Genomic DNA, 23,686 nt, shown 5'->3' on the forward strand with positions numbered 1-23,686 from the left:
CCCCCGGTTACGCAGGGAAGTGGCCACGTCAACATCCGTGGTGCCGTACACCACATCGCGGTCATCAAACACCACGGCCGGCACTTTTTTAATGCCCAGTTCCCAGGCCCGGACCACCTGGCGATAGGAATCATTCAGCTGCAGCTGTTTTTGTTGCCAGGCAGATGATGCCATAACCTGCCTGACCTGTGCTTCGGCCTGCTGCGGGTCTGCAGGCAGTTCCCCGAACATCTCGGCCTGCAGTTGGTCAGGACCATCAAGAAGTACCACCGGCACGTCCGGCGGCAGATTTGCCGGCAGATGCTGACTGTCGGTGAAGACGACCGTGCCGGCCAGTACGGATGCCGGCAGCAGAGCCGGCAGGAAAACAAGTGAGGTCAGTTTCATGAATCGGGGCTCCGTCAGACTGAATCGCCTGACAGCGTGCCCGTGGCCGTTCAAAAAAGCCGCATTAAATTCTATACCCGAACAAAAAAATTAATCAGCGAATCTGTAGCTTTTGCAGTAGGAAATGATCACAACCATTTAGCTAATGATATAACTACAGACGGTTAAACCCGGCATAAAGTACTAATCTGTAATCATTCAACTAAATTGCCAGAGGTGATGATGAATATCAGGTATCTGTATGGAAAGGAGAAGATTCTTGGCCCCGTTATCCGCGACGAAGCTCCGATACGACTGTGTGACCTGACGCATTATTCACGCATGGAAAACGAAAAAATGCGCGATAATGAAATGGAAAAAATTTTCACTCCGGATCGTTATCAAGTTGCTATAAAAATTAATGGGCGCACCCTTAACCCTGACGATATGACTGCAGATCCCATGTTTACGCTATCGCCTCGTCATTGTTATTGTATATGTTTGAGTAATCGGCAAGATGAGCCAGAACTCTATGCTGCTTTTAAAGCTGATATCTGCATCGCATTCGACGTTGATCTCCTCCAAGAAAGACTTTCTCTTTTAGACCACAGATTCCCGGGTACTGAAATTAAAGGGAAAGATGTGATCTATTATCATCCAGGAACGGCACCAGACAGCTTCACTCCTGAAGAACTTGTTTTTTTTAAACCAAATATATTTTCTCATGAAGCAGAGTATAGGATTGCGCTATTTTATCCTCTAAACAAAACAGGGTTTGCATACGAGGGAGGAGTTTTACCTTTCAAAATGGAAGGTGAATCAATGTTCATGGATATTTCCCATCAGCAAAAAGGATTTATAAGTGAATGCGTTAAGAAGGTTATGCGAAGGAAATCTTCTTGACCTCGTAGTCAATTTTATGACGTTACTTAGCAAAAAACCGGCCCTGAGGGCCGGTATGCAATATTGTTATTTTCTTTTTGTAATCATGCCCCTGGTGAAGGCAAGTCTGTAGTTATACGTCAAGCCCGTTAATCCACAGCATCAGATACACCAGGTCAGCCGAATCCGGCACCGTGATATACCAGCGCGGATGCGCATACTCCTCTTCCTGCGGCCAGCTCGTCTGTCCCGTCACGGTGATAAGAATATTCACCGCCTGCTTCAGCTTTCCCTCAAGATAGATGGCCACGCTGCTGCTGAGTCCCACCCGGTGCGGGTGACACGTCATTTTGACCGGCCCGGTCAGGCGCTGCCTGAGCATCGCCCGCAGCCTCACCAGATGCTGATGTGTCGCCGGGAGCACGCCGGGCTCCCCCTGAGGCGACAGGGTGAAAAGCGCACCGCCACTGTGCTCATGAATGGCGGGTTCAGGGTACTTCAGTGTCATCATACCGTGGCAGGCTCCTGTTGTTTATCCGTCAGACCGCGCAGACGGTCCAGATTCTGCGCGACGCGTTTTGCCGCCTCGAGTTCGCTGCAGTGAAATTCATTCATCAGCGCCCGGCGTTCGGCTTTCTCTTCTTTTTCCGTCATGCCCAGTGCCAGGAAGAGACTGGGCGGCACGGCACGAAACAGCGCTTCGATCCGTTTCGCCAGCACCACGCCTTCCGTATAACACCCCGACAGTTTACTGGCGGAAAGCAGCACCGATTCCTGCTCCGGCGTGAGCGCGCGGAAACGGCTGATATCTTTGACCTCCTCCGGGGCATGGTCAGACAAATCCACCATTCCGCCATGTTCAGCATTTTTTCGGCAATATCCGGGTAGTCTTTAAGGTTCTGGGTGGCCAGCCACAGCCAGGCACCGAGCTTACGCCACATCTTGACCACCTTCGTCATGTAGGGCGACAGCAGCGGGTTGACCGTCACGATATGCGCCTCATCCACCGTGAAGACAATATCCCGGCCCAGGAACTGGTCACGCTCCGCGATGTTGTTGATCATGTTGGTCATCGAGACCATGGTCAGGGCCATCTGCGCCTCGTAACCCTCACGCGCCAGATGCCCCAGGTCGACCAGCGTCACGTCCGCTTCCGGCCACAGCTCCCCTTCGCGGTTGAACAGCTCCGCTTCAAAGCTCCCGGCCTGAGTGAACATGCCCAGGGATTCCGCCATTTCCGCCGCTTTCGCCTTGCGCTGAGCATTGCGGACATTGATGACGCCCTCATCGTTGTCAGAGGCAATGTCGTACAGCGCCTTCTGCAGGTCAGACGGCAGCATCTGCCGCCCTTCCTTATACGTGGCATGTGCCGCCATCAGCAGCGCCTCACGTATCATCGCCCTGTCGGCACGCTTAAGGTCAGCCTCTTCTTTCGGGTCGCCGCCGGTGATCATCATGCGCGCGGAGATTTCCATTTCACCGAGAACGTCACGCTTGTCATCCTCGCCATCGTCGTCCGTGTCGATATCAGGCAGGTCGCTCTCATCCACGGCCTGGGCGGCCAGGCCTTCTTCCACCAGTTTGTGAGCATCAGCAAACGGCGGCAGACTGACGCCGCTTCCGGGTTTGACGCTGATTTTATTCACCGTCAGCCCGAGGCTGTCAAAGAAGTCGGCCAGCAGGCCGAACGAGTTGCCGGCCTCCGCAATAAACAGCCGCGGACGATGGACGGCCATCAGCTGGGAGAGCGCGGCACACAGCGTGGCCGACTTGCCCGCCCCGGTCGGGCCGAACAACAGCAGATGCGCGTTCTGGGTGCGGTCGAGCTTGTTGAGCGGATCGAATGTAAGGGTATCCCCGCCGCGGTTGAAAAAGCTGAAGCCGGGATGCCCCGTGCCGGTTTCCCGCCCGGTTACCGGCAAAAGTCCTGCCAGGTGCTGAACCCATGTCAGACGGGTATACCAGTGTTTTTTGTCGCTGTCCGGGTTAAAGCACATCGGCAGCGCCCGCAGCCAGCTGTTCAGCGGACCTTCTTCAAACTCCGGCCGTACCGGCTGCAGACCGGCCCCTAGCAATACGGTGGACAGCTCCAGCCGCTTGCGCTTCAGGCTGGTCATGTCGTCGCCGCGCAGCAGGAAGGTGATCCCCGCCCGGTACAGCTTGTGCCGGTTGCCCAGATACTCTTTGACCGTCTTCACATCCTGGCGGACGCGGCCCGACTCGGTATTCTCACCGACCGCATTTTTCGACAGCCGGTTAAACTGCTCTTCAAGCCGGTCCTGGGGCTGTACCACCACGGTCATGCACACCATGGTCCCTTCCGGAAACATATCCATCAGGGCATTAATTTTCTTTTCACCCCGGCTTTTCTCGCCGGTCAGGGTGCCCGGCTCCGGCGGTGTACGCAGTTTTTCCACCGCCACCGCGCAGTGCGGCTTGTTGTCAATCCACCACACGCCGTTTTCCGGGTCTGAAACCGGCGGCGTGAACCACAGGGTTTCGGCAAAATCATTGCTGACCGGCACGGTGCCTTCAGGTGTCTCGCGCGGGTCTGCGTAAGCAGCCTGCCGATAGAGCGTGGTTTTCTCCACCCAGTCCGGTGACGGATTGAACAGCCGCAGCAGCCAGCCATGCACCTGCAGGCCGTTCTGCCGGGTGCAGCGGATCCCCGCCCCGCCCAGGGCATTAACGACCCGGTCACACACCTGATTGAGCATCGCCACCGGCGGCATCGGATCCCGGCTTTTACCAAGCCAGCGATAAACAACCATCCGGGTGCGGCGCTGCTGCCCGCGCCACGGCTGGCCGGTAATCAGCGAGTCAGTAAAAAGTCCCTCAGGCCGGGAGATACTGCGGATATGGCGCTCCATTTCACCCAGCCAGGCGTCGGTAAACGCCGTGCGCTGTGCATGTGGTTTGACATACCCGCGCAGCCTGTCCAGGTACGCGTCAGTGTCGTCCTCGTCCTGGCAGAAGAACTGCACGACCCAGGGATTCACGTCATGTTCATCAAAGCTGTCCTGAAGTGCATCCTCAACCGAGTCCCGGATCTGCTCCAGGCGCTCTTCGGTTCGCCCTTCGGTCGCCACCGGTGTCACATCATAAACGGCCCCCACCGACACGCCGTCATCAAGCAGGAGACACTGCTCTTCATCGAGAAATTCTGCCCAGGGCAAAAAGTCAATGATGGACGGATTGGCGTGATAAACCTTCTCCTCATCCTGGCGCGTCATTTTCCCGGGGCGCTTCAGAGGTTGCCGGCCCTTCACGGCCGCGGTCAGGGTTTCATCTGCCTGAACGGACTGGCCGTCATCAACCGGCGTCTGCCGGTCGGTGGATTTATTACGCGTAAACAGTGAAAGCATTACAGGGCCTCCGTGCGCTCGCCAGGCATGGCATACTGCGTCTGGCTGTAGAACGGGAACACAGTGCTGTAACCCGGCACCGGCGTGTTACCGTCTGCCAGATGGGGATACAGGTACATCACCATGTCGGGGTTGGGCAGCCGGGGAAACTGCTGGGTGATTTCGCTTTCCTGAGTACGGCTGTAGCTGCGGTCGGCCTGCGCGTCCGCCTGCGTTTCGCTGCCCGTCAGCGGGCGTCGCAGCGTGTCGCGGGCCGCCGCAGACTGGCGGGAAGTACTGCCGCCACCGTCCGCCCCGTTCCACAGTTCAAGCATGGTGTTATCGCCCGCCGGCAGCATTTCCTCTTTGGAGGTTGAGCAGCCGCTGAGCATTACACAGCTCAGGGCCAGAATGAAAACCGTTCTGTACATTACCGGTATCTCCTTTGTGAGGCGGCCGGATCGTAACCGCCGCAGATAAAAACGAACGCACTGACATTCAGCAGGTGCCCCAGCTCCCGTAATGTCATACGCGGGCAGTAAAGCCGGCGCGGGATTTTCGGGCTGCGCCACGAAACGGCACACTCCCGGGCACTGAGCGGCAGGGAGAACCTGCCGATATCCAGTAAAAGCTGGCCATTGCGCCAGCGCAGTAAAGGTGCGCCGGCAGGCAACAGCGCGACGGGTCGCAGCAACAGAACCGCAGAAGACGCAGGGATCACGTCAATATGCCAGCCTGCCCCGTCGCTGAACATCCAGCACACGGATGAAAGAGGGAAAAACGTTATCTGTCCCGCCATGGCCGTGTACTCAGTCCAGTCCGCCATTGTCACTGACGCCACCCGGCAGGGTGAAGTCGTAGCGCACCTTACGGCCCTTATCTTCATAATCAATGGCCAGCTGACGGGTGATATGCACGGCGAGACGGGCACCGGGCGGCACATAAATGGCATCAAACGTCATCCCGTAACGCTGTTTGATCCAGTCGGTGGTTTCAGACATGCCGCCGGAAATGGCTTTCCCCAGCGCCGCCTGTCCGGCGTCGCCGGTCATGGTGGCGGAAATGCCATTCACGTTGTTCTGCGTCGTGTACTGCCCCTGGCTCATCGCTTCACCCGCCGCACCGGCAGCCGACAGGCCAAAGATGGTGGGCAGGTAGGTGGAGGCGTTGGACTTACGTTCGCCGCCAATGCACGGGATCCCGTTTTCATCCGAAATCCAACCGATACCGCCACTGGTGCCGGTATCCTGTTTAGCCTGAGCGTTATTATTTTGCCCGCCGGCGTTGTTACTGGTGTCGGGTCTGGGGAGGGTGCGCACCGTACCGTCGGAAAAAACAAAGGTGACGCTGTTAACCTGCCCGCGCACGCAGGACAGCGTCCAGTCGCCGCTGGCCGTCCCCGAAACAATCGCCCCTTCGACGTCCGGTAACTCGATGCCGTTCGCCGTCAGGTTATCCTTACCGATAAGCACCTTGAACGGATAAGGATCGGTCACGGTGCCGTTGATGGGCACCCGGCCAAGCAGTGCCGTCATGGCGCGGCTGCCGACCAGCGTGGAATTTTCCGGCAGCGTGTAAACCGGCTCGGCGCTCTCTTCCGCCCCTTTTTCATTCGTCCGTCCCTTCACTTTCTGCTCATAGGCGGCTTTCTGGCGGGTCAGCTCATTTTCCCCCAGAAAAGAGGTCGGGAACTGAGGTGAGGCTTTGCCGCTGGCCGCATCCCGCGGATCCGTCTCTTTCTGGTCCGTCGGCGCGACCCACATCATGCCGTCACTGCCCTGAGAAGCGCTCCCCCGGTGCTGCTGCCCATGCCGTCCAGTCCCAGCCCCAGCGGGATATCGCTGTCCGCCGTTTTTTTCTCGCTGTCAGGCTTTTTGAGTTTGTCAGTCAGCTCCTGGATTTTCGCCGTCAGGCTCAGTTGTTCGTTCTGAAGCTGAGCCTGCCGCTTGTCGTACTGCTCGCGCAGGCCATTAACGGCCTCATTCACCTGTCCTGAAACGTCCTGATTGCGCCGGCGCAACCGTTCGTTTTCTTTCACCAAATCCGCGTTCTGCTTATCCAGCGTTTTCTGGCGGTCACGCACATCGTTCAGCCGGCCGATGAGCGTGCGCAGGGTGTCCTCCGGCGTGTCGCCTTCCACCCCCAGCGCCTTCAGTTCATCCGGCGAGAGGTTTTTCAGGGAGCCGCTTTGTTTTGCCTGAGGTTGTTCTGCCGGTTCGTTTTTGCAGCTTTTGAGCCCCACGGCCAGCCCGGCAATCACCACGGCCGGCACGATAAACTTCACCAGGGCATTAGATTTAATCTGCATGGCGGGCCTCCTGTTTTACCGTGCGGGTCGCTTTACGCAGTGCAGACGGCTCAGCAATGAATGCGCTCTCCGGACGACCGGCGGTCACCACATACACCGTGGTGGTGTCTTCAGGCGTGCCGGCCGGACCGACCCAGCGGTGCTGGAAGGTGGCGGACACAAACTGTCCCTGCAGCGAGCGTGGATCCAGAACGACCTTACGGCTGCCGGTGTTCGTGAGCCTGAGTGCCACCACGCTGCGGTTTGCCACACCCCAGCCAGCCAGCGGCGTGACCGTTAATGGTTCAGAGGGATACAGCGTGCTGACACGTCGGGGCAGATGAGGATTGACCGGATGAATACCCGGGACCGCCTCGACCGTACGTGCCGGAGCATAAAGGCTCTGAGCGGCATATCGGGTCAGCAGCACCGGGATGGGGGCGCTGTAGCGGATTTTTTTACGCTTTGCCTGAGTACCATCATCGCTGCCGGTGGGAGCAGATGAGCCTGATCCGGAAGCAGCCCGGTCTGCACCACCTGGCTGACCGGCCGCATCGCCGGCGTGACTCAGCGTGCTGACATCACCGCTGTAGACCAGCCGCACCGGCTCAGTCGGCCCTTTTTCACCGGCGGCGATATCAAACAGCAGAACCTCGCCGCTTTCCACATCCTGCAGCTGCACCCGCGTCTGCGGAAAGGCGCTGTCGGCTTTCAGGTAGACGGCTCCCCCGGTGCTCTGCACCCGGAGTTTACCGTTAAGCGCCGGCGGAAAACCGACGCGGACGTTTTTGTCCACAAAGACCACCCGCTCCTGCCCCACCTTCAGGGGGATCTGCAGCGGAATACGCTCCCATTTCATCAGCTCATCTGCGCCGGCAGGACGTGATACCAGCATTGCCAGGGGCAGCAGGGCGAAGGACAGCGCCATCAGCCCGGCGCGGTAGTGGGGGTTTTTACTCATCACTGAAACACTCCTGACTTCTCCGGTTTAGGTGCAGGCGGTGCCGCCTCCAGACGCTGGGGCACACCGGCATAACAGTCCAGCGCCAGCCCGAACGGGTTGCGCTCCGCATCACCTTCCCAGCGCACCACTTTAAGCGGGTAACGTACCAGGGCGCGTTTGACCGGCTCGGCATGGAAATATTCGTCGGCCACCACGTCCAGGCGGGCAATCCAGTGATCGCGATCCTGTACGGTCACGCTCTGTGACTGGTAACCGCGACCAGGCACTTCATACACCACGCGCACGCGGTCGGTGAGCTCCCCGGCGTCACCGCGTTTCTTTGCATCCGCTTTCAGGAAATCCTGACAGGACGGCGTCAGATACGGCGACAGCGCATTGATTTTGGCGGAATAATCCACCTCGCCGTTTTTCGGCCAGGCATTGAGCTGCTGAAAAATGTAGAACGCAAAGGAGTAGACCGTCGGGGGCGGCACTTCCCACCAGGGCCGCGTGCTGCCGGTACGTAAATCCGGCGGGTTATGCACGGTCAGCTTGCTGGGTGCCAGCATCCAGCCTGCACAGGTGAATAAAAGGAAAAAGGCAAGCACGGCGCAGGCGATGCGCAGCGTCTGAATATGCTGGTCGCGGTCTTTTACCGCATGGCGAAAACGGCTCATGAGGCTCTCCTGTTACGTTTCACTGACCAGCCCCGGGCATCCACAATCAGTTTCGGATTGCCCATCCCCAGCCGGCGTTTTTTCGTCTCCAGTCGCTGCCAGAGCCAGTTCTCGGGCTTACCGCGCTTGAGCCTGGCCATCCAGCGGCCGCCGAACCAGACGAGCAGCAGCGGCATGACCAGCAGGCCGGTGGGAACGACAACCCAGCCGGCAAGCGGGATAAACGGCAGTGACAGGAGCAGACCCGCACCCGCGCCGGCAAGGGCTGCCAGCCCCATCTCATGGGTGGTAAACCCGCGAAATACCACGGGCTCACTGTTGAGACGGTCAGGTAAAAAACGAATGGTCTGCATCGTCGCAGGCTCCTACAACAGAATGTCGGCAGACTTGCCGAGCAGCCAGATAACGGCAACCAGCAGCACCACACCCACCACCACAATGGCCCCGAATTTGGTCCAGGTGGCTTTCTCATTGCGGACTTCGGTGAAGGTGTGCAGGGCGGCAATGGCAACGTTGATAAAGGCAACGGCCGCCACGACCAGCCCCCCGATAACAATGCCGTCCTGCAGGTAGCCCTTGATTTGTCCGGACAGCCCGCTTCCGCCTCCGGATTCAGGCGCTTCAACGCTTGGCAAGTCCGCAAAGGCCGGTTTGCAGGTGAGCCAGCCCAGGAGGGCAAGCGTACCGGCGCGGGTCAGCGTACGACTGGCGAGACGGCGCAGGCGGGCAACAACAGACTCAGAATGGTGCATGGAATTCATCTCCTGACTTAACGTTCATAATCGGGTTAACTGGCAAACATCCAGATACACACAAGCAACAGCAGCACGGTGCGGACGGCAAAACGCCCCAGGGCCGCGTCCCGCACTTTGGTGTTACTCCAGCCGGTCCAGACATCCGACAGCGCCCACGCGGCCCATAAAAAAAGAAATGCCAGCAGTGCCCCGATGCAGAGCAGATGAAGGATGTTCACATCAAGACTGCCGGAGCCGGCTTTAAACGCGTTCGTTTGTTCGGATGTCATGGGCATCAGGGCCGCTCCCGCCGGTAATTACCGGCCACATAAGACGGGTCACGCGGTTGCGCGCGGGAGGGCTCCAGATAGCGGTCAATGCCGCTGCGGATGGTGTTGAGATCGGATGTGGCCTGACGGTAATCAAAGAAAAAGCGGCCACGGTCAGCCGGGTCGGCCTGTGCAGCCGCCACGCGGGCCCGTTCAAGCGACGCCTGAACCTGGTCCAGCTGACGCTGAACAGACGCAAGCTCGTCTTTCTCGGATGCCTGTGCAGCAGCTGATGCCAGAAAGGTCAGCAATACCAGGCCAGTGATGCCCGGGACACGACGGTTGCGCCGCATGGCCGGACGATTTGAGTTCATACGCACCTCCAGAAGGATTAAGGGGTGCGGACAGGATGCGGAAGAGGGAGCGTCGGGTCAGCGATAAACCCTAAACAGGAATTTCAAAATTAATTGCAGGTCAGTGCCGGTGGCAGGTTTAGCTGTAAATAAAGGTTCATTGTGATATTAAGAAAACTCAACGGTAAACAGAGGGAAAATGAAAATGATGAAGACTGTTCTGAAGGCCACGTTAATCACTGCACTGATTACCGGCCCTGTTCTTGCGGCCGACGGTACTGGCAAAGTCCAACTTTCAGACCTGCATTTCGCCACAGCAGCAAATGGTTTGCAGCAAATTGAAGGCACGGGAACAAACGTGTCAGGTGGGCCTGTGAAGACTGTAATTGTCAAATTCAACTTGCTTCAGAATGGGGCAGTAATAGGAAATACGGCAGCGATGGCTGAAAATCTGGAGCCGGGTCAGCAATGGAAGCTACAGGCACCCTACGACAGCATAACCAACAAGCCAGACAGCTTCAAAGTGACAGAACTGACGGTATTTAATAACTGACACTGACGCGCCAGTAACAGTGGTTTCATGGCTTGTCTGCTGACGGCAGGCGCGCAAAACAAGTTTTGCACGCCTCCGTCCAGCCCTGATTTAAAGATACTTCTTGAATGAGGCAGTGGTCACGGTCACGGCGATACCCAACAGGACAGCCGCCGGCAACAACAGCAGATTGGGGTAGACTGCAGTGGGCCAGGAAAGGTACAGCATGGCGGGCACCACGGCTGCCGGTTTGACCAGTTTCTTGGCATGGTGATAGACAAAAGAACTTTCATACCCCGCCCCGTAACGCCGCAGATCACGCCGCCCCAGCCCCTCAACCAGGGCCACCACCACGACCAGCACAAACAGCGGGACGGACAGCACCAGGATGGTGACGCGTACCAGTGTGATAATGCTTATCCATACCGTGGCCAGCAGGTATTCACGCAGGTAGCCGGCAAGCCAGCCGCTCCAGCTGTTGATTTCCCGCGTGACTGCATTGTCACTGTGCATCTGGTGCGCATACTGCTGCCGGACCCAGTCAAGGAAGCCACTGTCCACAAAGGCCCACTGATACGCGGTGCTAACCCAGCGCACAACCGTCACCGATGGCTCAGACAGCAGCAGGCTGCGGGTGAACTCTGTGGACAGCCACCCCAGCTCGGTGTTCATGACCGCTTCACTGTGCGCCGCCCCGGCTTCCGGCCAGAAGAAGGCGATGCCGATATATTCAATCAGCAGGCTCAGCAGCAGCGAGGACAGCACCACGCCCACCAGGGCCCATGGCCAGCCCCAGAGCAGATTATACAGAATGCCGTGCTTGCGTTCCGGCAGCGTCTGCTGCTGTGGGGGACGTTTTACCTCAGCCATTCGCCCCTCCTGTGACCGGCACGTTCAGGGCCGGGCCGTCCCGCCACCAGGATTCGCCGCTGTGATAGCTGCGCCGCATCTCCTCCGCTATTTTCTCAATACTTTCCGGCATCAGCACATCATCAGCATCCCCGGCAGGCAGCGGCATGCGGATTTTCCACAGTTGCCCTCCTTCCAGCAGGGCAAACGCCTGCCCTTTTGGTAGCGTCACGATATCGGCCGGCTCCAGTAGTGGGACTTTTACCGTCCCGACGCGGTCCTGGGTGCTTGAGGTGAAGTCCTGGTCTGCATTGACATCCGCCGTGTCCTGGTGCCCGGAGACCAGCGTTTTGGTGTAAATCTCCACCTGCGGCAGCTGCGTGGTCAGCAACTCGGCGGTGCGGTTCTCCCTGACGCGCAGCATAATCAGGTTGTTAAAGTTACCCTGTACCTGGGCCGTCTTGGCCGCATTCCCGATGCGTGCCTCAATATCAGAAGACGTCTGGGTATAGGCCGTCACCTGCATGCCGGCACCGCCCCCTTTGTTGATGAGAGGAATAAACTCATACCCCATCAGCTCGTTAAACTCATCGCAGTGCAGGTTAATCAGGGACTTCCCTTCTTTCCCGCCCGGCAGGCCCGCATTGATACCGTGTTTATAAATGTGCCCGGCCACACTCACCAGATCGGCGAACATGGAGTTACCGACCGCGCTCGCCACTTCACTGTCACTGAGCGCATCGAGCCCCACATACACCACGGCTTTTTTACGGATGATCTGTTCCCAGTCAAAAATCGGCCGCGTGTCGTCAATGTCCTGATAATCCGGCGACAGCAGCTCGGCGGTCTTGCCGGTGGTCAGTTTTTCCAGCAGCGGCAGCAGCGACGCCACGATTTTGTCAAAGTAAGTACGGTCATAACGTACCGCTGACCGCAGCCCGTCAAGGATGGGATCATAGAGTTTTTTACCCTCTTCTGAACTCAGGGCAACCTCAATGGCCCAGATACGTAAGGCATCCGGCTGACCCTGCATGTTACGGGGCACGTCGTCCTCTCCCAGCACCTGCTGATTATTCTCAATCTGCGTCTGCAGAGCCGGCAGCTGCGCCTGGATGATTTTTTCCGCATAGCGGATATAGAGATCGGCGATATTGTTCACGTAGCGCATGATCAGCGTGTAGTCAGGGCGCTCACCCAGGGCGACCAGCGCACGGGCGATGATGTTGACGAACCGCCAGGCAAATTCGCGAAATGCCGCGCTGTTCCCCTCACCCGACAGCTGACCGGCCACGCGGGACGCCACCTCTGACACGCGACCAAAACGCCCGACGGCATTATAACGGGCTGAAATTTCAGGCCAGCCAAGATGAAAAATATACAGCTTGTCCCCGCGTCCGGCCCGGTGGGCCTCTGCCCAGACGCGTTTCATCAGGTCTGCGTCGCCTTTCGGATCAAACACGATGGTGACTTCACCCCGCCGGATATCCTGGGTGACCAGCAGCTCTGCCAGCCGGGTCTTCCCGACGCGCGTGGTGCCGTACACCACCGTATGGCCAACGCGCTCCCCCAGAGCCAGGGTGACGTCTTTTTCGTCGGGCTCGATGCCGTGCAGCGCCGGATTGCCGCCCACCGGTGGTAATGGCCGCACCGGGTTCAGCGGCGTATCGGCACTCAGCAGCTTACCCAGCCAGGGCAGACGGTGCTCTGTCATCATTTCGAGCTGACGCGCCCCCAGGTAAAAGCGGTTTGGCTGCAGGTAACGGGCCACTTCAGGGCGCAACGTATCCTGCAGCCGCTGGGTGTGTTTCTGCGTCCAGCGGAACCCCGGCCTAGAAACAGGCGACGATGACTGACGGGGATCTGTTTAGTACTCATGACATAGCGCGGCAGGCGGCGGAGATTCCGGCGGTAGCGAATAATCTTCATCCCCTGATGCGTGCGGGTGACGGCCAGCGCCGCAAACCCGGCTGCGGTGACATAGCTGACAGACGGAGCCAGAGCGACAGCCCAGGGTGCCTGCACACAGACATACGCCGCCATGCCCGATACCACGGCGGTATTCAGCTCAACGGCCGGACGCAGCAGGGCCTCAATGACGTAACGGTTACTCATCGTCTGCCTCCTTTATAATTTTACCGTCGGCTATACGGATATACGTTCCCCTCCCGGCACCGGCTTCCCTGCAGGAAAGGGAGTGGTAACGCAGGGCATCCGCCAGTAAGCGCCAGAGCACATACAGAACATTCGACAGGATGAAAAAAATGATCCATACAGCCCGCAATGACAGCAGGTAATTGTTCGCCGCGGTTTCTGTGGAGACGGCAGTGACGGTACAGGCTGCCGGCTTTGCATCAGGCGGAGCCGCATTATCAGGCGCCGGGCATTCCTCCCACATGTAATGTCCGGGCGGCGCGGTGCGCCATGCCGTTGCCTCCTTCTGCAACTGGTCGTTCAGGTCACTGACCGGATGGCCGAAAACAAGCCAGGCGAGCAGGTAGACACCGCCGAAAGCGGCAGGCACGAAAACGGCATGACGGAATAAACAGAACACAAGCCACAACGCGTAACGCAGGCTGTTCAGGAAGATGTGCATAAAAGATTCCTCAGAGATACTGCCGGACGTCCTGACCGGCGAGAATGGCCAGCAGGCGTTGCCCGCTGATGATGCGCAGACGCGGTGACGCCGTGCGAATGGTGCGGCTCATTTTTCCGGTACGGCCCGTGTGGATAAACAGCCCCCGGCGGCCGGACTGCAGGAGAAGCCGGTCGAAGTCCTCAACATGTGCGGGGGAAACAGCACGACTGTACCGTTTGGCCTGGATAAGCCAGTGCTCACCGTCAATGATGACCTGACCATCAAGGCCGCCGTCACCGCTGTAGGAGGCATTGCGCACCACGGTCAGCCCCTGGCGTTCAAAGGCAGAGAGCAACAGCTCTTCAAAGACATAGGGACTGACTTTGCGCAGATAGCTCAGACGCTGCCCGTCTCCCGGCAGGCGGGTCAGTTTATCCAGTACCCGCCCCGCCGTTGCCCGGTATCGCCGGTGACGGCGGGTGCTGGCTTTCTCCCGCCGACGCAGGTTCAGAAAGGCCATCACCACCAGGAAAAGGACAACCAGTATGACCGCCCCGTAAGGGTGCGCCATCAGCAGACCGTTGATATCTGGCGCGCTCATCACGGCTTAACCTGCTGCGTCAGGCCGGTATCGGTGATGAGTACCGGATAATGCGCAATCTGCAGGCGACGGGCCAGTTCGCTGCCGGAAGCCGGGGCCAGGCTGACACCGGGTGCCAGCTCGCGCAGCTCGCGCACGGTATCCATGTCTGTGACGTTGACTATCATCCCGGCCGCATGCTGTTCAGCCAGCGCGCCGGCATTGGCTTTCAGCCATTCACGGGACAGAGCATCATCCCCGATCAGAAACAACGCCCCAATGCCGGGCAACTGCAGCGGCCGGTCTGCTGTATTCCCCGGGCTCAGTTCAGGTGTGTTAACGGGTAACATACCCGCCATCCCGTCAGCCAGCGGAACACCGTGGTCCGGCTGGCGTGAAGGCTGTACGTCACTGACGCCGGGCATGCCGGGCTGTTTATTAACGGCCTCAAAATACGGCGCAGCATCTTCACCGCCCAGATCAGCAATCACATTCAGTTCAGCATGGCCGGTCAGGGGAAGGAGGGTAAACAGCAGTAAGGACAGCGTTTTCATCAGGGTTATCTCCCGGGTTCAGTCCAGACGAAGCCTGGATCGGGGGTGAGCGCAGCAACCGAGCGGGGCGCTTCAGCTGCCGGCGCAGAAATGCGGGGTGCAGGGCTGATTTTTGCCAGATGCCCTCTCACAATGGCGCGGTAACGTGCAGCAGGCTGACCACCTGCGGGATGGTGGTAGCAGCCGGCCGCATCCAGCCAGCTGCCTGGCTTACGCGCCCAGCACTCACGCAGAATGGTGGCGGCGGCGTTCAGGTTGGTGTAAGGGTCAAACGCATCCCACGTCGAGGCAAAATGATGACCGTTCCAGCCCAGATTGACCTGGGCAATACCGACATCGATGCGCTTAAGCGGGTGACGCTTCATAAAGACCTGCAGCGCCTGCCAGGCCTGCAGGCGCGTCTCATAGCGATACCCTTTGCCTGCCACATTGATGGTCCAGGGCCATGGCCGTATTCCGCGGGGAAGTTTGCGCGAAGACTCGCTCAGTGATACCGAGTAAAGCGCTTCGGGGGGCACGCCGTGCGCCATGGCCACGCGGACGTAACCCTCCGGCACCGTCTGGTCAGCATGGCCGTCAGGGACGGCCGCCATCAGTAAGCCCAGCGCCAGCGCGCCGGTCAGAATGCTGCGATTGCCCATTTACCGTCTCCCGCCTGCTGCAGTAAAACCGGCATCAGGCCGTTACCAAAGCGCATCCACCGGCCGCCGTCGTGGTTAAGCGTGATCTGGCGCTTGCGGACCTTTTCCACGGGAATGTGATGGTCCCGCGCCCAGCTGCGAAGCGCATCATCACTGCCCTGGCTGTCGACCAGATAGATGTCCACCGGCCGGTTGTCAGCCAGCACGGCAGACAGTTTCGCGTCGCAGGTTGCGCAGTCTTTTGACCTGACGAACAGTGCCAGCCGGCCGCCACTGTCGTGCGCCACGCCGGAGGCGTTCCCCATATTGACCGGCAGTGTGCCCGGATACAGGCGCTGCCAGGCCGCGTTCACCTCACGCTGGAAATCAAGCTCTTTCTGGGTGCGGGCAAACTCTTCCTTCACCCACTTTTCAGCAAACTTACGGCGCTCTGCCGGCGTCTGCGCCTCGATACCGAGGGTGGAAAGCGGATCGAGACCCGGCGACTGGGTACCCCGGGGTCCCTTCATCAGCTGCTGATAACGCTGATAATCGTCGGCACTGAGTCCCCACTGACCGGCCTGCTGCTGCAGGTTTTGCTGTGCGGAGTCCGCCCGTTGTGTTGATTCCTGTCGGCTGACATCCGTCTGTCCTGATGTGGTCGCGGCCAGGGTCAGGGGACTCAGCAGCATGGCGGCTAAAAAGGTGTGTTTCAGTTTCATCATTCGCTCCGTTATTCTGCTCTGAGCACGGTCAGGCGGCCGTTAACCCGAAACGTCGCCTCACCATAACCGGCACTGACCAGCGTCCAGCCGGCAACGGTTTCGCCCTCTCCGACCAGGGCCACCTGCGACAGGCTGCTGTAGCCCCGGGGCGCGATGGCAGCCCAGGACTCTGCCCCCCGCTTCTCCACGCCCGTCAGCACAAAAGGCGCATTGCGGGCCACGCGAAGGGACGGAGCAGCACGACGTGTGTCAGCGGGACGGGGCTTTTTTGCAGCAGGCGCGTTTTTTTTGACCGGTGCGGCGACAGGTGCGGCGGGTGCGGGTGCCGGCTGTGATTTCAGCGCTGTCAGCTGCTCAGTCAGCGCACTCAGGCGGGTTTCCAGCCCCTGCTGGGCGTCCTGAAGGGTTCGCAATGACTGACGCACGGCGTCGTCGCTGCCGGCCTGTTTCGCAGCAGCGCTCAGCTCCTGCTGCATCTCACCAAGTTTTTTCCGGGTATCCTGCAGGCCGGTTTTGAGCGTGGTCACATCTGACTGCAGGGCCGCGACTGTCTCAACAGTGGCCGCTGTACTGCCCTGAGATTCAAGGCGTGCAAGGCGTTCATCAAGGTTCGATATGCCCAGACTGAAGGCGGTGTAGCCCAGCGCCAGAATGCCGGCCAGCGCCACACCGCTGGCAGCGCCCCAGATGAGGCGGCAGCGGGGACGCCAGCTGAATCTTTTACGAGCCGGAGCGGGGTCAGTATGGAATGGTTGCTGTTCGCTCATTTTCTCAGAAACCCTCCGCTGACAGGTTTAACGGGTACTGACTGAGGGGCGCTGATGGCCGGTTGTGACACGGCGGACGGCGCAGGCGTGGACCAGCTGCTGACCGGCGGCGGAAGCTGGGAGACCGGCAGCTGGTAGCCGTCGCGCAGGCTGTGGCAGACCACACGCTGTACATCATCCACCTCAAGCTGCCAGGCCGGACCGGCCAGGACCTGCAGGGCAGTACGCAGGCGCATCGGGCCCAGCTGGTACTGAACCGCCGGCAATGCCTGGCGGTAAAGCACGCCGTTGGCGGAGCCTGTCGCGCACAGGGAATAACCGGACTGGCGCAGGGCGTAACGCAGCGCATCCGCCACGGTAGGATGCAGGGATGACGGGATACGGATATCAATAATCTGGGAGAGAGGGTCACGCTGGGCCGCCTGCGGATCGGTGCTGACCAGCAGATAACGATCGTAGCGCACCACTTCCGGCGTCCGCGCATACTCGTCCGGAGAGACCGGCTGAACGTTGCGGGTGACGGTGGTGCCGGGTGTCGGGTCGGCAGGCGCACGCTGTTGCAACTTTTGCGGCTGGGAAACACAGCCCGCAAGGAGCAGCAGGGGAAGAACAGTGGCAAGCCTGCCTGGTGAAAATACGTTGTGAGAGGTGTTACGTTTCATCCGGAATTTTCCTGTACAGTGATAAAACAGCCCTCACTGTGCGGAATCGGTCCGGTTTCACTCAATTAACAACTGATTTTCCGTTGATGAAAAAAAACGCCACCCGAAAGGATGGCGTTGCGGTGAAACAGACAGTAATCAGTCCGGGTAAAACTCGTTACTGAGAATAGTATCTGTTGTCCAGATGCTGTCTTCAGGAAAGATATCCAGACCTATGCCGGTTTCTTTGGAAGCATCGGCGCGGGCGTCAAACCACACATCCGCAAGCCATTCAGGATCAGAAAACGCGCTTTTCAGGCTCGGCGTCTTGTTCAGACGTCGTACAATCAAATCACGCTGACCTTTAATGGTTAACTCCCAGCTTTTACCTCGATGGGTTGGCTGAAACTTCCATTTAAGAAGGTGGGCCAGTAAGACAGCCATACGGCTGGCCAGCTCACGCTTTTCACTTTTGCCCACGTCTTCAATCTCCTCGGCGATGTTCTCAATATCAATCTGACTGAGCTTTCCGGCACGCAGTAAAGCTGCCTGTTCACTGGCCCAGGCAACAACGTCTGAATCGTAACGTGCTCCCATACAAGCCTCCGTTAGTCAAAAAGTGAAGAAACCGCCAGAACAGATATGCTCCGGGGATAACATAAGATGCAACATAAAAAGTTGCTTCCTGAAGTTTGTCAGAGACAGTCATAACAGTCAAAGCTCCATTAATTCAGAGGGCGTGAATTGCCACTCTGGAACAGTCATACCCGAATCCAATGAACGGTATATCGTCATCGAAGTCCATCGGTGGCGCACCGGCACTGCTGCCGGAGGCCTGGCCACTGTGAGTCGGTCCTGAAGGTTGCTGAGGCTGCCCCCAGTCATTCCGGGAAGACGTATTCTGTCCGCTGCCGGACTGGCGGCCGCCAAGCATCTGCATGGTGCCACCAATATTGACCACCACCTCTGTGGTGTATTTCTCCTGGCCGGCCTGATCGGTCCATTTGCGTGTGCGCAGCTGACCCTCGATGTAAACCTGGGAGCCTTTGCGCAGATATTCACCCGCAATTTCTGCCAGCTTGCCGAAAATAACCACCCTGTGCCATTCGGTCACTTCTTTCTGTTCGCCGGACTGCTTATCGCGCCAGCTCTCAGACGTGGCCAGAGAAAGGGTGGCAACTGCACTGCCGTTGGGAATATAACGAACTTCAGGATCCTGGCCGAGGTTTCCGACAAGGATAACCTTGTTAACGCCGCGTGAGGACATAATCATTTCTCCTGTAAGGAATAAAGAAACACCCCGCGAACGGGGTGTGTCAGGTGCGCATCAGAATGAGTTTTCTGCGTAGTTTTGTTGTGCGGCAGAGCCATTCTGCGGCGGCACGGAGTCAGATTTTTCAGTCTTGTAAACCATTTCCTGGCCTATTTTGATCCAGTCCACCTTTATCAGGCGGGCTTTCAGACTGACGCGCTGTTCGCCGGCATGGTCGCCTTTGTTCAGCGTAAATATGTCCGTGGACGGGTTACTCAGGTTAAAGCCCAACAGGACTTTCTTGTCTTCATCGACGGCTTTCTGGCAGCGGGCGATAAGGCTGGTTGCCTCTTTACCTGCGACAGAAATGTCAAAACGGACGTAGGCCGGATTATCAGTCGGACCACTCAGTGCATTTATTACGCAGCTGAGGAACGAGCCATTCTGATGGTTAACCTGGCGGATGTTGCTGAGATACCCGATGCCTTTGATAGTCAGGTTGAAGTACTCAGATTTTGCAGATGCAGAAGTATTGTTTGCAGACATGATGTTTTCTCCATGGAGGTAAAAAAAGGTACGGCGGAGAAACCATCTGCCCTGACGGGAGTGGTTTCCCGTCGGGGGTCAGGATCGGTTGAATCCTGAGAGTCTGGTATGTTGAAAGGACCTCAATCACTGTGCAGTGATATCCGTTTCCAGAGGTTAAACGGATTTACCACCCGAAGGTATCCTCTCTCAGGCTGCGAGGATTTTCCGGTCACCCGAAGGTGTTTCTCTCAGACCGGTGAAACGTTAGCTGGCAGTCACCCTAAGGCGTTTCTCTCAGACTGCTGAAACTTTAGCTGGCTGTGAAAAACAGCGGTAAGCACTGTTGATTTTTAAACCAAACAAGCCTGGTGTCAACCCATAAAACCAGAAATGAAAACGGCGCTGCATATGCAACGCCGTGGGGGCTGTACCAGACCTTAATGTATCTCACTACTCCGGGGATCCGTTCCCGACGCGATTTTCACGGAGCGCATGCGTCTTACAGTTCCTGCCAGATGTGCGATGGCAGACCGTCGTGCCGGTTGCCAGATTAATCCCGTTAAAGTTAAGCTGGCTGCCTCCGGCAAAGGGGTACATATCGAAGCGTAGTCACATTAGCAGAACCCGGCCCGGGGTTGTACAGTGAAATAACTCATCACTGTGCGGATGATTCTGTTTTTGTCCCTGATGCTGCTTTTTTGCGCTTTGTGGTCTTTTTCCCGTTGGTGTTAATAATACCTTTGCAGTCTGGGTAACGCACGCAACCCCAAAAATCTCCTTTCTTACCTTTGCGTTTACGTGTGGGCCCTTTGCATAACGGACAAGGGGGCGTGACGGGAGCGGTGATTTTCACACTGTCCTGGCGGCCTTTTTCGACAAGGTGACGGGTCCACTGCAGCTGCTTTTGCATAAAGACCGCAAGCGACATTTTCCCCTGCGAAATATCATCCAGTGCCTGCTCCCATAATGCGGTCATGCCCGGGCTCGTCAGCGTTTCCGGCAGGGCCGCAATCAGCTCCCGGGCCATCTGAGTTGAGTGGATGTGCTTCCCTTTTTTCTCCAGATAGTGTCGTTTGAAGAGGGTTTCGAGTACTGCCGCACGCGTCGCCTCTGTGCCCAGACCTGCGTTATCACGCAGCACTTTCTTGAGCTTCGGGTCACTGACGAAACTGGCCGCGTTCTTCATGGCAGCAATCAACGTCCCCTCCGTGAACGGTTTAGGCGGACTGGTTTTCATATCTTTAACCTCAGAACCGGTGACAGCGCAAATATCCCCTTTTGCCAGCGCCGGCAGCGCCATACTGTCACCGTCGACGTCCTCTTCATCGTCATCTTTTTCAGCCTGGAACAATGACTTCCAGCCCGTCACCACACCGACTTTCCCGCGTGTACGGAACAGCTGACCACCGATATTGAAAGACGCCTCCGTCACGTCAGATTCCTGCAGCGGAAGGAACTGGGCGAAATAATGCTGGCGAATCAGATGGTAGACCTTCAGCTCATCGGCGCTGAGGCGCGACAAATCAAATGCCTGTCGGGTGGGAATGATGGCATGGTGCGCGGTGATTTTCTTGTCATTCCAGACACGCGAGACAAACTTCCTGTCCAGCTGATTCAGTACCGGGGCCACAGCGGGATCGGATTTTGCCACTGCCGCCAGAACGTCGGGTATTTCCTGCTGCATCGAAGTTGGAAGGAAACCGCAATCTGTCCGGGGGTAGGTGGTCGCTTTGTGGGTTTCGTAGAGGGATTGGGCAATGGCGAGCACATCATTTGCGCCCATGCCGAACTTTCGGGAGCAGACCTGCTGAAGGGTGCCCAGGTCAAAACAGAGGGGGGCCGCCGTTTTTTCCCGCTTCTGTGTTACCTCCAGTACCACAGCCCTGCCCTGCTGCTGACACAACTGCCCCACCGCCCGGGCGGCCTGGGGATTGATGCAACGCTTTTCCTCATCACAGTACTGCTCAACGGGCACCCAGACTGCCCGGAACCGGACGCCCTCTTTTTCAATAAGCGCATGTACCTGCCACCAGGGCTTTGGCACGAAGGATGTGATTTCATTATCCCTGTTAACCACCATAGCAAGCGTCGGCGTCTGTACCCGCCCGACGGACAGCACTTCTGACACCCCTGAGTCACGGGCCTTAAGGGTATAAAGACGCGTCAGGTTCATGCCAATGAGCCAGTCCGCCTGGCTCCTGCCCTTGCCGGCATCATACAGCAGGGCTGTTTTTTCCCCCGGAAGAATACTGCTAAGTGCTTCCTTCACACTGGCCTCATCCAGGGCTGACAACCAGAGCCGGCGTACCGCGCCACTGTAGCGGCAGTATTCCATCAGCTCACGAGCGATCACCTCGCCCTCGCGGTCGGCATCGGTTGCGATGACCACTTCAGACGCCTTTTTGAGCAGCTTACTGATAACGGTGAACTGCGATTTTGTCTGCTCTTTAACGACCATTTTCCAGGCCTCAGGCAGCACAGGCAGAACATCGGCACGCCATGGCCTGCCATACTGCTCGCCATAGGCTTCAGGGCTGGCAGTTTCGAGTAAATGGCCGACCGCCCAGGTCACAACGATGTTACCGCCGCTGATAAATCCCTGCTCACGCTTGCTGATACCCAGCACGCGGGCAATATCCTTTGCCTGGGAGGGTTTTTCACACAGAAAGAGTTGCATGTGTTGCCTCCCGCATCAGCGTTTTTCACCCGCCGCAACAGCGCGGACATCATTCATCAGCTTCGTGACGCCGGACCCGGCCAGACGCTGTGATGATGATGAGCGATAGACAACATAGAGCCTGCTGCCGGACCCGTTTTTCTCGATTTCGATATCCAGGTGATCACGTCCGTTCCAGTCGGAGCCCATTTTGTAGTAGCTGCCCGGCATGGCGTCCCAGACGGGATGCGCATCATCTTCTGCCGCCGCTTTCCAGTCCCCGTCATTTGCGGCCTGCCGCAGTGCCTCAAGCTCCTGTGTGGAGATAAATTTGTAATGGCGCTTCAGGCGGGCCGCCGCGGTATCCACATCGACCGGCACGGAGAACGTTTTATCGACGGACTGCATGGCCTGTTGCCCCGCCGGGCTCATCAGCGGCATCCCGCCACTTTCTCCGCTGTCGTTGCCGCCTAACGTTTTTGTCAGGTTCGCAGCGGTATCGCTGACCTGTTTATTAATCGCAGCCCAGTCCGTTGTTGCGCATCCGCTCAGTAAAAAGAAGGAGGTGAGGAGGAACACAGGGCGAATCATATTATTTCTCCTCCTGAACGGCTTTTCTCAGAGGTGGAGAAAAGGAAGAGCGTTTCTTACCAGTAAGAATGTCAGTATCGGGCATGCCCAGTTTTTCTATTGCCTGTTGTGCTTCTTTAGTCTGGATTGCTATGTCAGCACGGTTAACCTTGACGGTTCGATAAAGGCGTAGCACACCATATACTTTTCTGATTAAGTGAGCGCAATGGCTCAGTAGTTCATCGCGACGGTTGCGGGATATGAGACCGTAATGAGCCGCCTGGAATGCTTTAAGGGCCATCTGGTCATATCCGACGAGTACCCATACACATCTGTAACCCAGCGGAGAACGACTGTATACGCCTATATTAAGTGGAGACGAGGAGGCAATGTCAGAAAATGAAACAGCAGGGGGAACTGATTTCAATATGACCTCAAGTTCTTCTACCCGGCTTTTGATATGTTCTCCAGCTTCATTCAAAAGCGTTTCAACCCTGAACATCGCCTCATCTGCCCATGGGTTATCTGCCAGGGAATCCTGATAAATAATTCCTGAGCGCTTAATAGCCTGGGGCATACTCATGATGGCATGCTTAACTTTCTTTACACCCTCCTTCGCCTGAGCCTGCGGGCGGCCTTCCCAGAGACGGATAGCATAGTTTGAGTGGATCTCGATTTTCAGGGAGGATGTGAGTCCGCCCGGTTTATCGCTTCGCGTTTCATTTTCAGTGGTCATGAAATCATCTCCTGTAAGATCCCGGTCAGGTTCGACCTGAGTCAGTGATACTCTTCAGGCAGGAGCTTGGGGACAACTAGAAACCAGATCCCTAATCTCGGAAATTCACTTATATGGCTTCATAGCGGGCTGGCTCAGGGCGTTGAAGTAGTCAGTTATATAGAATGACACCTCAAACTGCTTAAAAATCAAAAGATAAAATCCTTTCATGTTTTACTCAAACCAGACCCATACAGTGCTGTACAT

25 protein-coding genes and 4 pseudogenes are annotated in these 23,686 nt (G+C 57.5%); 2 read left to right on the forward strand and 27 right to left on the reverse strand.

From position 1 onward, the window contains the following. A pseudogene (locus C2E15_RS19160) lies at window positions 1-387 on the reverse strand (TIGR03757 family integrating conjugative element protein); the annotation flags it as partial. 321 nt (window positions 388-708) lie between these two features. Here C2E15_RS19160 and C2E15_RS19165 point away from each other — a divergent pair. Next, window positions 709-1,269, forward strand: coding sequence for a hypothetical protein (locus C2E15_RS19165; protein WP_031233906.1), 561 nt, complete (start codon window positions 709-711; stop codon window positions 1,267-1,269). 112 nt (window positions 1,270-1,381) lie between these two features. On the opposite strand, the gene C2E15_RS19170 is transcribed toward C2E15_RS19165, so the two are convergent. The 11 genes and pseudogenes from C2E15_RS19170 to C2E15_RS19220 all read right to left on the reverse strand — a co-directional run bounded on the left by C2E15_RS19170 (window position 1,382) and on the right by C2E15_RS19220 (window position 9,876). After that, entirely contained in the window at window positions 1,382-1,759 is a 378-nt protein-coding gene (locus C2E15_RS19170; RefSeq protein WP_004115528.1) for a hypothetical protein, read from the reverse strand. Beyond that, a pseudogene (locus C2E15_RS19175) lies at window positions 1,756-4,613 on the reverse strand (conjugative transfer ATPase). The gene C2E15_RS19170 and the pseudogene C2E15_RS19175 overlap by 4 nt, the downstream one beginning before the upstream one ends. After that, window positions 4,613-5,023 carry a TIGR03751 family conjugal transfer lipoprotein gene (locus C2E15_RS19180; protein ID WP_006785978.1) on the reverse strand — a complete coding sequence of 137 codons (411 nt, stop codon included), beginning with the start codon at window positions 5,021-5,023 and terminating at the stop codon, window positions 4,613-4,615. The pseudogene C2E15_RS19175 and the gene C2E15_RS19180 overlap by 1 nt, the downstream one beginning before the upstream one ends. Beyond that, on the reverse strand, window positions 5,023-5,418 hold the full coding sequence (locus C2E15_RS19185; protein ID WP_020899223.1) for a hypothetical protein: 396 nt from the start codon (window positions 5,416-5,418) through the stop codon (window positions 5,023-5,025). Before C2E15_RS19185 ends, C2E15_RS19180 begins: the two co-directional genes overlap by 1 nt. Beyond that, window positions 5,402-6,900: pseudogene (locus C2E15_RS19190) on the reverse strand (TIGR03752 family integrating conjugative element protein). Before C2E15_RS19190 ends, C2E15_RS19185 begins: the two are co-directional and overlap by 17 nt. Next, the gene (locus C2E15_RS19195; RefSeq protein ID WP_006785972.1) at window positions 6,890-7,840 is read right to left on the reverse strand and encodes a TIGR03749 family integrating conjugative element protein; all 951 of its coding nucleotides are present in this window, start codon (window positions 7,838-7,840) and stop codon (window positions 6,890-6,892) included. Before C2E15_RS19195 ends, C2E15_RS19190 begins: the two are co-directional and overlap by 11 nt. Then, window positions 7,840-8,499, reverse strand: a complete 660-nt coding sequence (locus C2E15_RS19200; RefSeq protein WP_004115533.1) for a PFL_4703 family integrating conjugative element protein — start codon at window positions 8,497-8,499, stop codon at window positions 7,840-7,842. The genes C2E15_RS19195 and C2E15_RS19200 overlap by 1 nt, the downstream gene beginning before the upstream one ends. Further along, on the reverse strand, window positions 8,496-8,852 hold the full coding sequence (locus C2E15_RS19205) for a TIGR03750 family conjugal transfer protein (RefSeq protein ID WP_004115534.1): 357 nt from the start codon (window positions 8,850-8,852) through the stop codon (window positions 8,496-8,498). Before C2E15_RS19205 ends, C2E15_RS19200 begins: the two co-directional genes overlap by 4 nt. Window positions 8,853-8,864: 12 nt before the next feature. Beyond that, complete coding sequence (locus C2E15_RS19210; RefSeq protein WP_006785968.1) at window positions 8,865-9,251, reverse strand: TIGR03745 family integrating conjugative element membrane protein; 387 nt, start codon at window positions 9,249-9,251, stop codon at window positions 8,865-8,867. 35 nt (window positions 9,252-9,286) lie between these two features. After that, window positions 9,287-9,529: a TIGR03758 family integrating conjugative element protein gene (locus C2E15_RS19215; RefSeq protein WP_003029734.1), complete on the reverse strand. Its 243-nt coding sequence runs from the start codon at window positions 9,527-9,529 to the stop codon at window positions 9,287-9,289. Then, on the reverse strand, window positions 9,529-9,876 hold the full coding sequence (locus C2E15_RS19220) for an integrative conjugative element protein, RAQPRD family (RefSeq protein ID WP_006785967.1): 348 nt from the start codon (window positions 9,874-9,876) through the stop codon (window positions 9,529-9,531). The genes C2E15_RS19215 and C2E15_RS19220 overlap by 1 nt, the downstream gene beginning before the upstream one ends. Window positions 9,877-10,060: 184 nt before the next feature. Between C2E15_RS19220 and C2E15_RS19225 the strand changes: the two genes are divergently transcribed. Next, window positions 10,061-10,408 carry an FxLYD domain-containing protein gene (locus tag C2E15_RS19225; protein ID WP_016808262.1) on the forward strand — a complete coding sequence of 116 codons (348 nt, stop codon included), beginning with the start codon at window positions 10,061-10,063 and terminating at the stop codon, window positions 10,406-10,408. A 90-nt stretch (window positions 10,409-10,498) separates the two neighbouring features. Here C2E15_RS19225 and C2E15_RS19230 read toward each other — a convergent pair whose 3' ends face one another. From C2E15_RS19230 to C2E15_RS19300, 15 genes and pseudogenes are all read right to left on the reverse strand, one after another. Further along, entirely contained in the window at window positions 10,499-11,257 is a 759-nt protein-coding gene (locus C2E15_RS19230) for a TIGR03747 family integrating conjugative element membrane protein (RefSeq protein WP_006785966.1), read from the reverse strand. Continuing rightward, window positions 11,250-13,348 (reverse strand): annotated as a pseudogene (gene traD / locus C2E15_RS19235) (type IV conjugative transfer system coupling protein TraD). Before traD ends, C2E15_RS19230 begins: the two are co-directional and overlap by 8 nt. Further along, window positions 13,341-13,829: a hypothetical protein gene (locus tag C2E15_RS19240; protein ID WP_006785964.1), complete on the reverse strand. Its 489-nt coding sequence runs from the start codon at window positions 13,827-13,829 to the stop codon at window positions 13,341-13,343. Before C2E15_RS19240 ends, traD begins: the two are co-directional and overlap by 8 nt. A 10-nt stretch (window positions 13,830-13,839) precedes the next feature. Continuing rightward, entirely contained in the window at window positions 13,840-14,412 is a 573-nt protein-coding gene (locus C2E15_RS19245; RefSeq protein ID WP_006785963.1) for a restriction endonuclease, read from the reverse strand. Continuing rightward, window positions 14,412-14,945, reverse strand: coding sequence for an integrating conjugative element protein (locus C2E15_RS19250; protein ID WP_006785962.1), 534 nt, complete (start codon window positions 14,943-14,945; stop codon window positions 14,412-14,414). Before C2E15_RS19250 ends, C2E15_RS19245 begins: the two co-directional genes overlap by 1 nt. Before the next feature lie 5 nt (window positions 14,946-14,950). Then, entirely contained in the window at window positions 14,951-15,586 is a 636-nt protein-coding gene (locus C2E15_RS19255; RefSeq protein ID WP_006785961.1) for a lysozyme family protein, read from the reverse strand. Beyond that, window positions 15,565-16,287 carry a TIGR03759 family integrating conjugative element protein gene (locus C2E15_RS19260; RefSeq protein ID WP_006785960.1) on the reverse strand — a complete coding sequence of 241 codons (723 nt, stop codon included), beginning with the start codon at window positions 16,285-16,287 and terminating at the stop codon, window positions 15,565-15,567. Before C2E15_RS19260 ends, C2E15_RS19255 begins: the two co-directional genes overlap by 22 nt. An 11-nt stretch (window positions 16,288-16,298) precedes the next feature. After that, window positions 16,299-17,057, reverse strand: a complete 759-nt coding sequence (locus tag C2E15_RS19265) for a hypothetical protein (RefSeq protein WP_020899224.1) — start codon at window positions 17,055-17,057, stop codon at window positions 16,299-16,301. Then, entirely contained in the window at window positions 17,054-17,719 is a 666-nt protein-coding gene (gene pilL2, locus C2E15_RS19270; RefSeq protein WP_006785957.1) for a PFGI-1 class ICE element type IV pilus protein PilL2, read from the reverse strand. Before pilL2 ends, C2E15_RS19265 begins: the two co-directional genes overlap by 4 nt. Before the next feature lie 138 nt (window positions 17,720-17,857). Beyond that, window positions 17,858-18,295 carry a DUF29 domain-containing protein gene (locus C2E15_RS19275; protein WP_006785955.1) on the reverse strand — a complete coding sequence of 146 codons (438 nt, stop codon included), beginning with the start codon at window positions 18,293-18,295 and terminating at the stop codon, window positions 17,858-17,860. A 133-nt stretch (window positions 18,296-18,428) separates the two neighbouring features. Next, on the reverse strand, window positions 18,429-18,965 hold the full coding sequence (locus C2E15_RS19280; protein ID WP_006785953.1) for a single-stranded DNA-binding protein: 537 nt from the start codon (window positions 18,963-18,965) through the stop codon (window positions 18,429-18,431). A 60-nt stretch (window positions 18,966-19,025) separates the two neighbouring features. Then, complete coding sequence (locus C2E15_RS19285; RefSeq protein ID WP_006785950.1) at window positions 19,026-19,496, reverse strand: STY4534 family ICE replication protein; 471 nt, start codon at window positions 19,494-19,496, stop codon at window positions 19,026-19,028. A gap of 637 nt (window positions 19,497-20,133) precedes the next feature. Then, window positions 20,134-22,155, reverse strand: coding sequence for a DNA topoisomerase III (locus C2E15_RS19290; protein ID WP_006777725.1), 2,022 nt, complete (start codon window positions 22,153-22,155; stop codon window positions 20,134-20,136). A 15-nt stretch (window positions 22,156-22,170) separates the two neighbouring features. Then, window positions 22,171-22,725: a hypothetical protein gene (locus C2E15_RS19295; protein WP_006777724.1), complete on the reverse strand. Its 555-nt coding sequence runs from the start codon at window positions 22,723-22,725 to the stop codon at window positions 22,171-22,173. A 1-nt stretch (window position 22,726) separates the two neighbouring features. Further along, window positions 22,727-23,440, reverse strand: a complete 714-nt coding sequence (locus C2E15_RS19300) for a PFL_4669 family integrating conjugative element protein (protein ID WP_010615557.1) — start codon at window positions 23,438-23,440, stop codon at window positions 22,727-22,729. Between the last annotated feature and the right edge of the window lie 246 nt (window positions 23,441-23,686).

The sequence above is a fragment of the Mixta gaviniae genome, assembly GCF_002953195.1.
GTDB lineage: Bacteria > Pseudomonadota > Gammaproteobacteria > Enterobacterales > Enterobacteriaceae > Mixta > Mixta gaviniae.

Excerpts from the sequence above, each read along its gene's own strand:
- C2E15_RS19200 (WP_004115533.1), bottom strand. The coding sequence starts at position 8,499 with ATGAGCCGTTTTCGCCATGCGGTAAAAGACCGCGACCAGCATATTCAG.
- C2E15_RS19280 (WP_006785953.1), bottom strand. The coding sequence starts at position 18,965 with ATGTCCTCACGCGGCGTTAACAAGGTTATCCTTGTCGGAAACCTCGGC.
- C2E15_RS19290 (WP_006777725.1), bottom strand. The coding sequence starts at position 22,155 with ATGCAACTCTTTCTGTGTGAAAAACCCTCCCAGGCAAAGGATATTGCC.
- C2E15_RS19265 (WP_020899224.1), bottom strand. The coding sequence starts at position 17,057 with ATGAGCGAACAGCAACCATTCCATACTGACCCCGCTCCGGCTCGTAAA.
- C2E15_RS19250 (WP_006785962.1), bottom strand. The coding sequence starts at position 14,945 with ATGAAAACGCTGTCCTTACTGCTGTTTACCCTCCTTCCCCTGACCGGC.
- C2E15_RS19230 (WP_006785966.1), bottom strand. The coding sequence starts at position 11,257 with ATGGCTGAGGTAAAACGTCCCCCACAGCAGCAGACGCTGCCGGAACGC.
- C2E15_RS19285 (WP_006785950.1), bottom strand. The coding sequence starts at position 19,496 with ATGTCTGCAAACAATACTTCTGCATCTGCAAAATCTGAGTACTTCAAC.
- C2E15_RS19215 (WP_003029734.1), bottom strand. The coding sequence starts at position 9,529 with ATGCCCATGACATCCGAACAAACGAACGCGTTTAAAGCCGGCTCCGGC.
- C2E15_RS19180 (WP_006785978.1), bottom strand. The coding sequence starts at position 5,023 with ATGTACAGAACGGTTTTCATTCTGGCCCTGAGCTGTGTAATGCTCAGC.
- pilL2 (WP_006785957.1), bottom strand. The coding sequence starts at position 17,719 with ATGAAACGTAACACCTCTCACAACGTATTTTCACCAGGCAGGCTTGCC.
- C2E15_RS19245 (WP_006785963.1), bottom strand. The coding sequence starts at position 14,412 with ATGAGCGCGCCAGATATCAACGGTCTGCTGATGGCGCACCCTTACGGG.
- C2E15_RS19275 (WP_006785955.1), bottom strand. The coding sequence starts at position 18,295 with ATGGGAGCACGTTACGATTCAGACGTTGTTGCCTGGGCCAGTGAACAG.
- C2E15_RS19170 (WP_004115528.1), bottom strand. The coding sequence starts at position 1,759 with ATGATGACACTGAAGTACCCTGAACCCGCCATTCATGAGCACAGTGGC.
- C2E15_RS19195 (WP_006785972.1), bottom strand. The coding sequence starts at position 7,840 with ATGAGTAAAAACCCCCACTACCGCGCCGGGCTGATGGCGCTGTCCTTC.
- C2E15_RS19300 (WP_010615557.1), bottom strand. The coding sequence starts at position 23,440 with ATGACCACTGAAAATGAAACGCGAAGCGATAAACCGGGCGGACTCACA.
- C2E15_RS19165 (WP_031233906.1), top strand. The coding sequence starts at position 709 with ATGGAAAACGAAAAAATGCGCGATAATGAAATGGAAAAAATTTTCACT.
- C2E15_RS19295 (WP_006777724.1), bottom strand. The coding sequence starts at position 22,725 with ATGATTCGCCCTGTGTTCCTCCTCACCTCCTTCTTTTTACTGAGCGGA.
- C2E15_RS19255 (WP_006785961.1), bottom strand. The coding sequence starts at position 15,586 with ATGGGCAATCGCAGCATTCTGACCGGCGCGCTGGCGCTGGGCTTACTG.
- C2E15_RS19225 (WP_016808262.1), top strand. The coding sequence starts at position 10,061 with ATGATGAAGACTGTTCTGAAGGCCACGTTAATCACTGCACTGATTACC.
- C2E15_RS19220 (WP_006785967.1), bottom strand. The coding sequence starts at position 9,876 with ATGAACTCAAATCGTCCGGCCATGCGGCGCAACCGTCGTGTCCCGGGC.
- C2E15_RS19240 (WP_006785964.1), bottom strand. The coding sequence starts at position 13,829 with ATGCACATCTTCCTGAACAGCCTGCGTTACGCGTTGTGGCTTGTGTTC.
- C2E15_RS19260 (WP_006785960.1), bottom strand. The coding sequence starts at position 16,287 with ATGAAACTGAAACACACCTTTTTAGCCGCCATGCTGCTGAGTCCCCTG.
- C2E15_RS19210 (WP_006785968.1), bottom strand. The coding sequence starts at position 9,251 with ATGCACCATTCTGAGTCTGTTGTTGCCCGCCTGCGCCGTCTCGCCAGT.
- C2E15_RS19185 (WP_020899223.1), bottom strand. The coding sequence starts at position 5,418 with ATGGCGGACTGGACTGAGTACACGGCCATGGCGGGACAGATAACGTTT.
- C2E15_RS19205 (WP_004115534.1), bottom strand. The coding sequence starts at position 8,852 with ATGCAGACCATTCGTTTTTTACCTGACCGTCTCAACAGTGAGCCCGTG.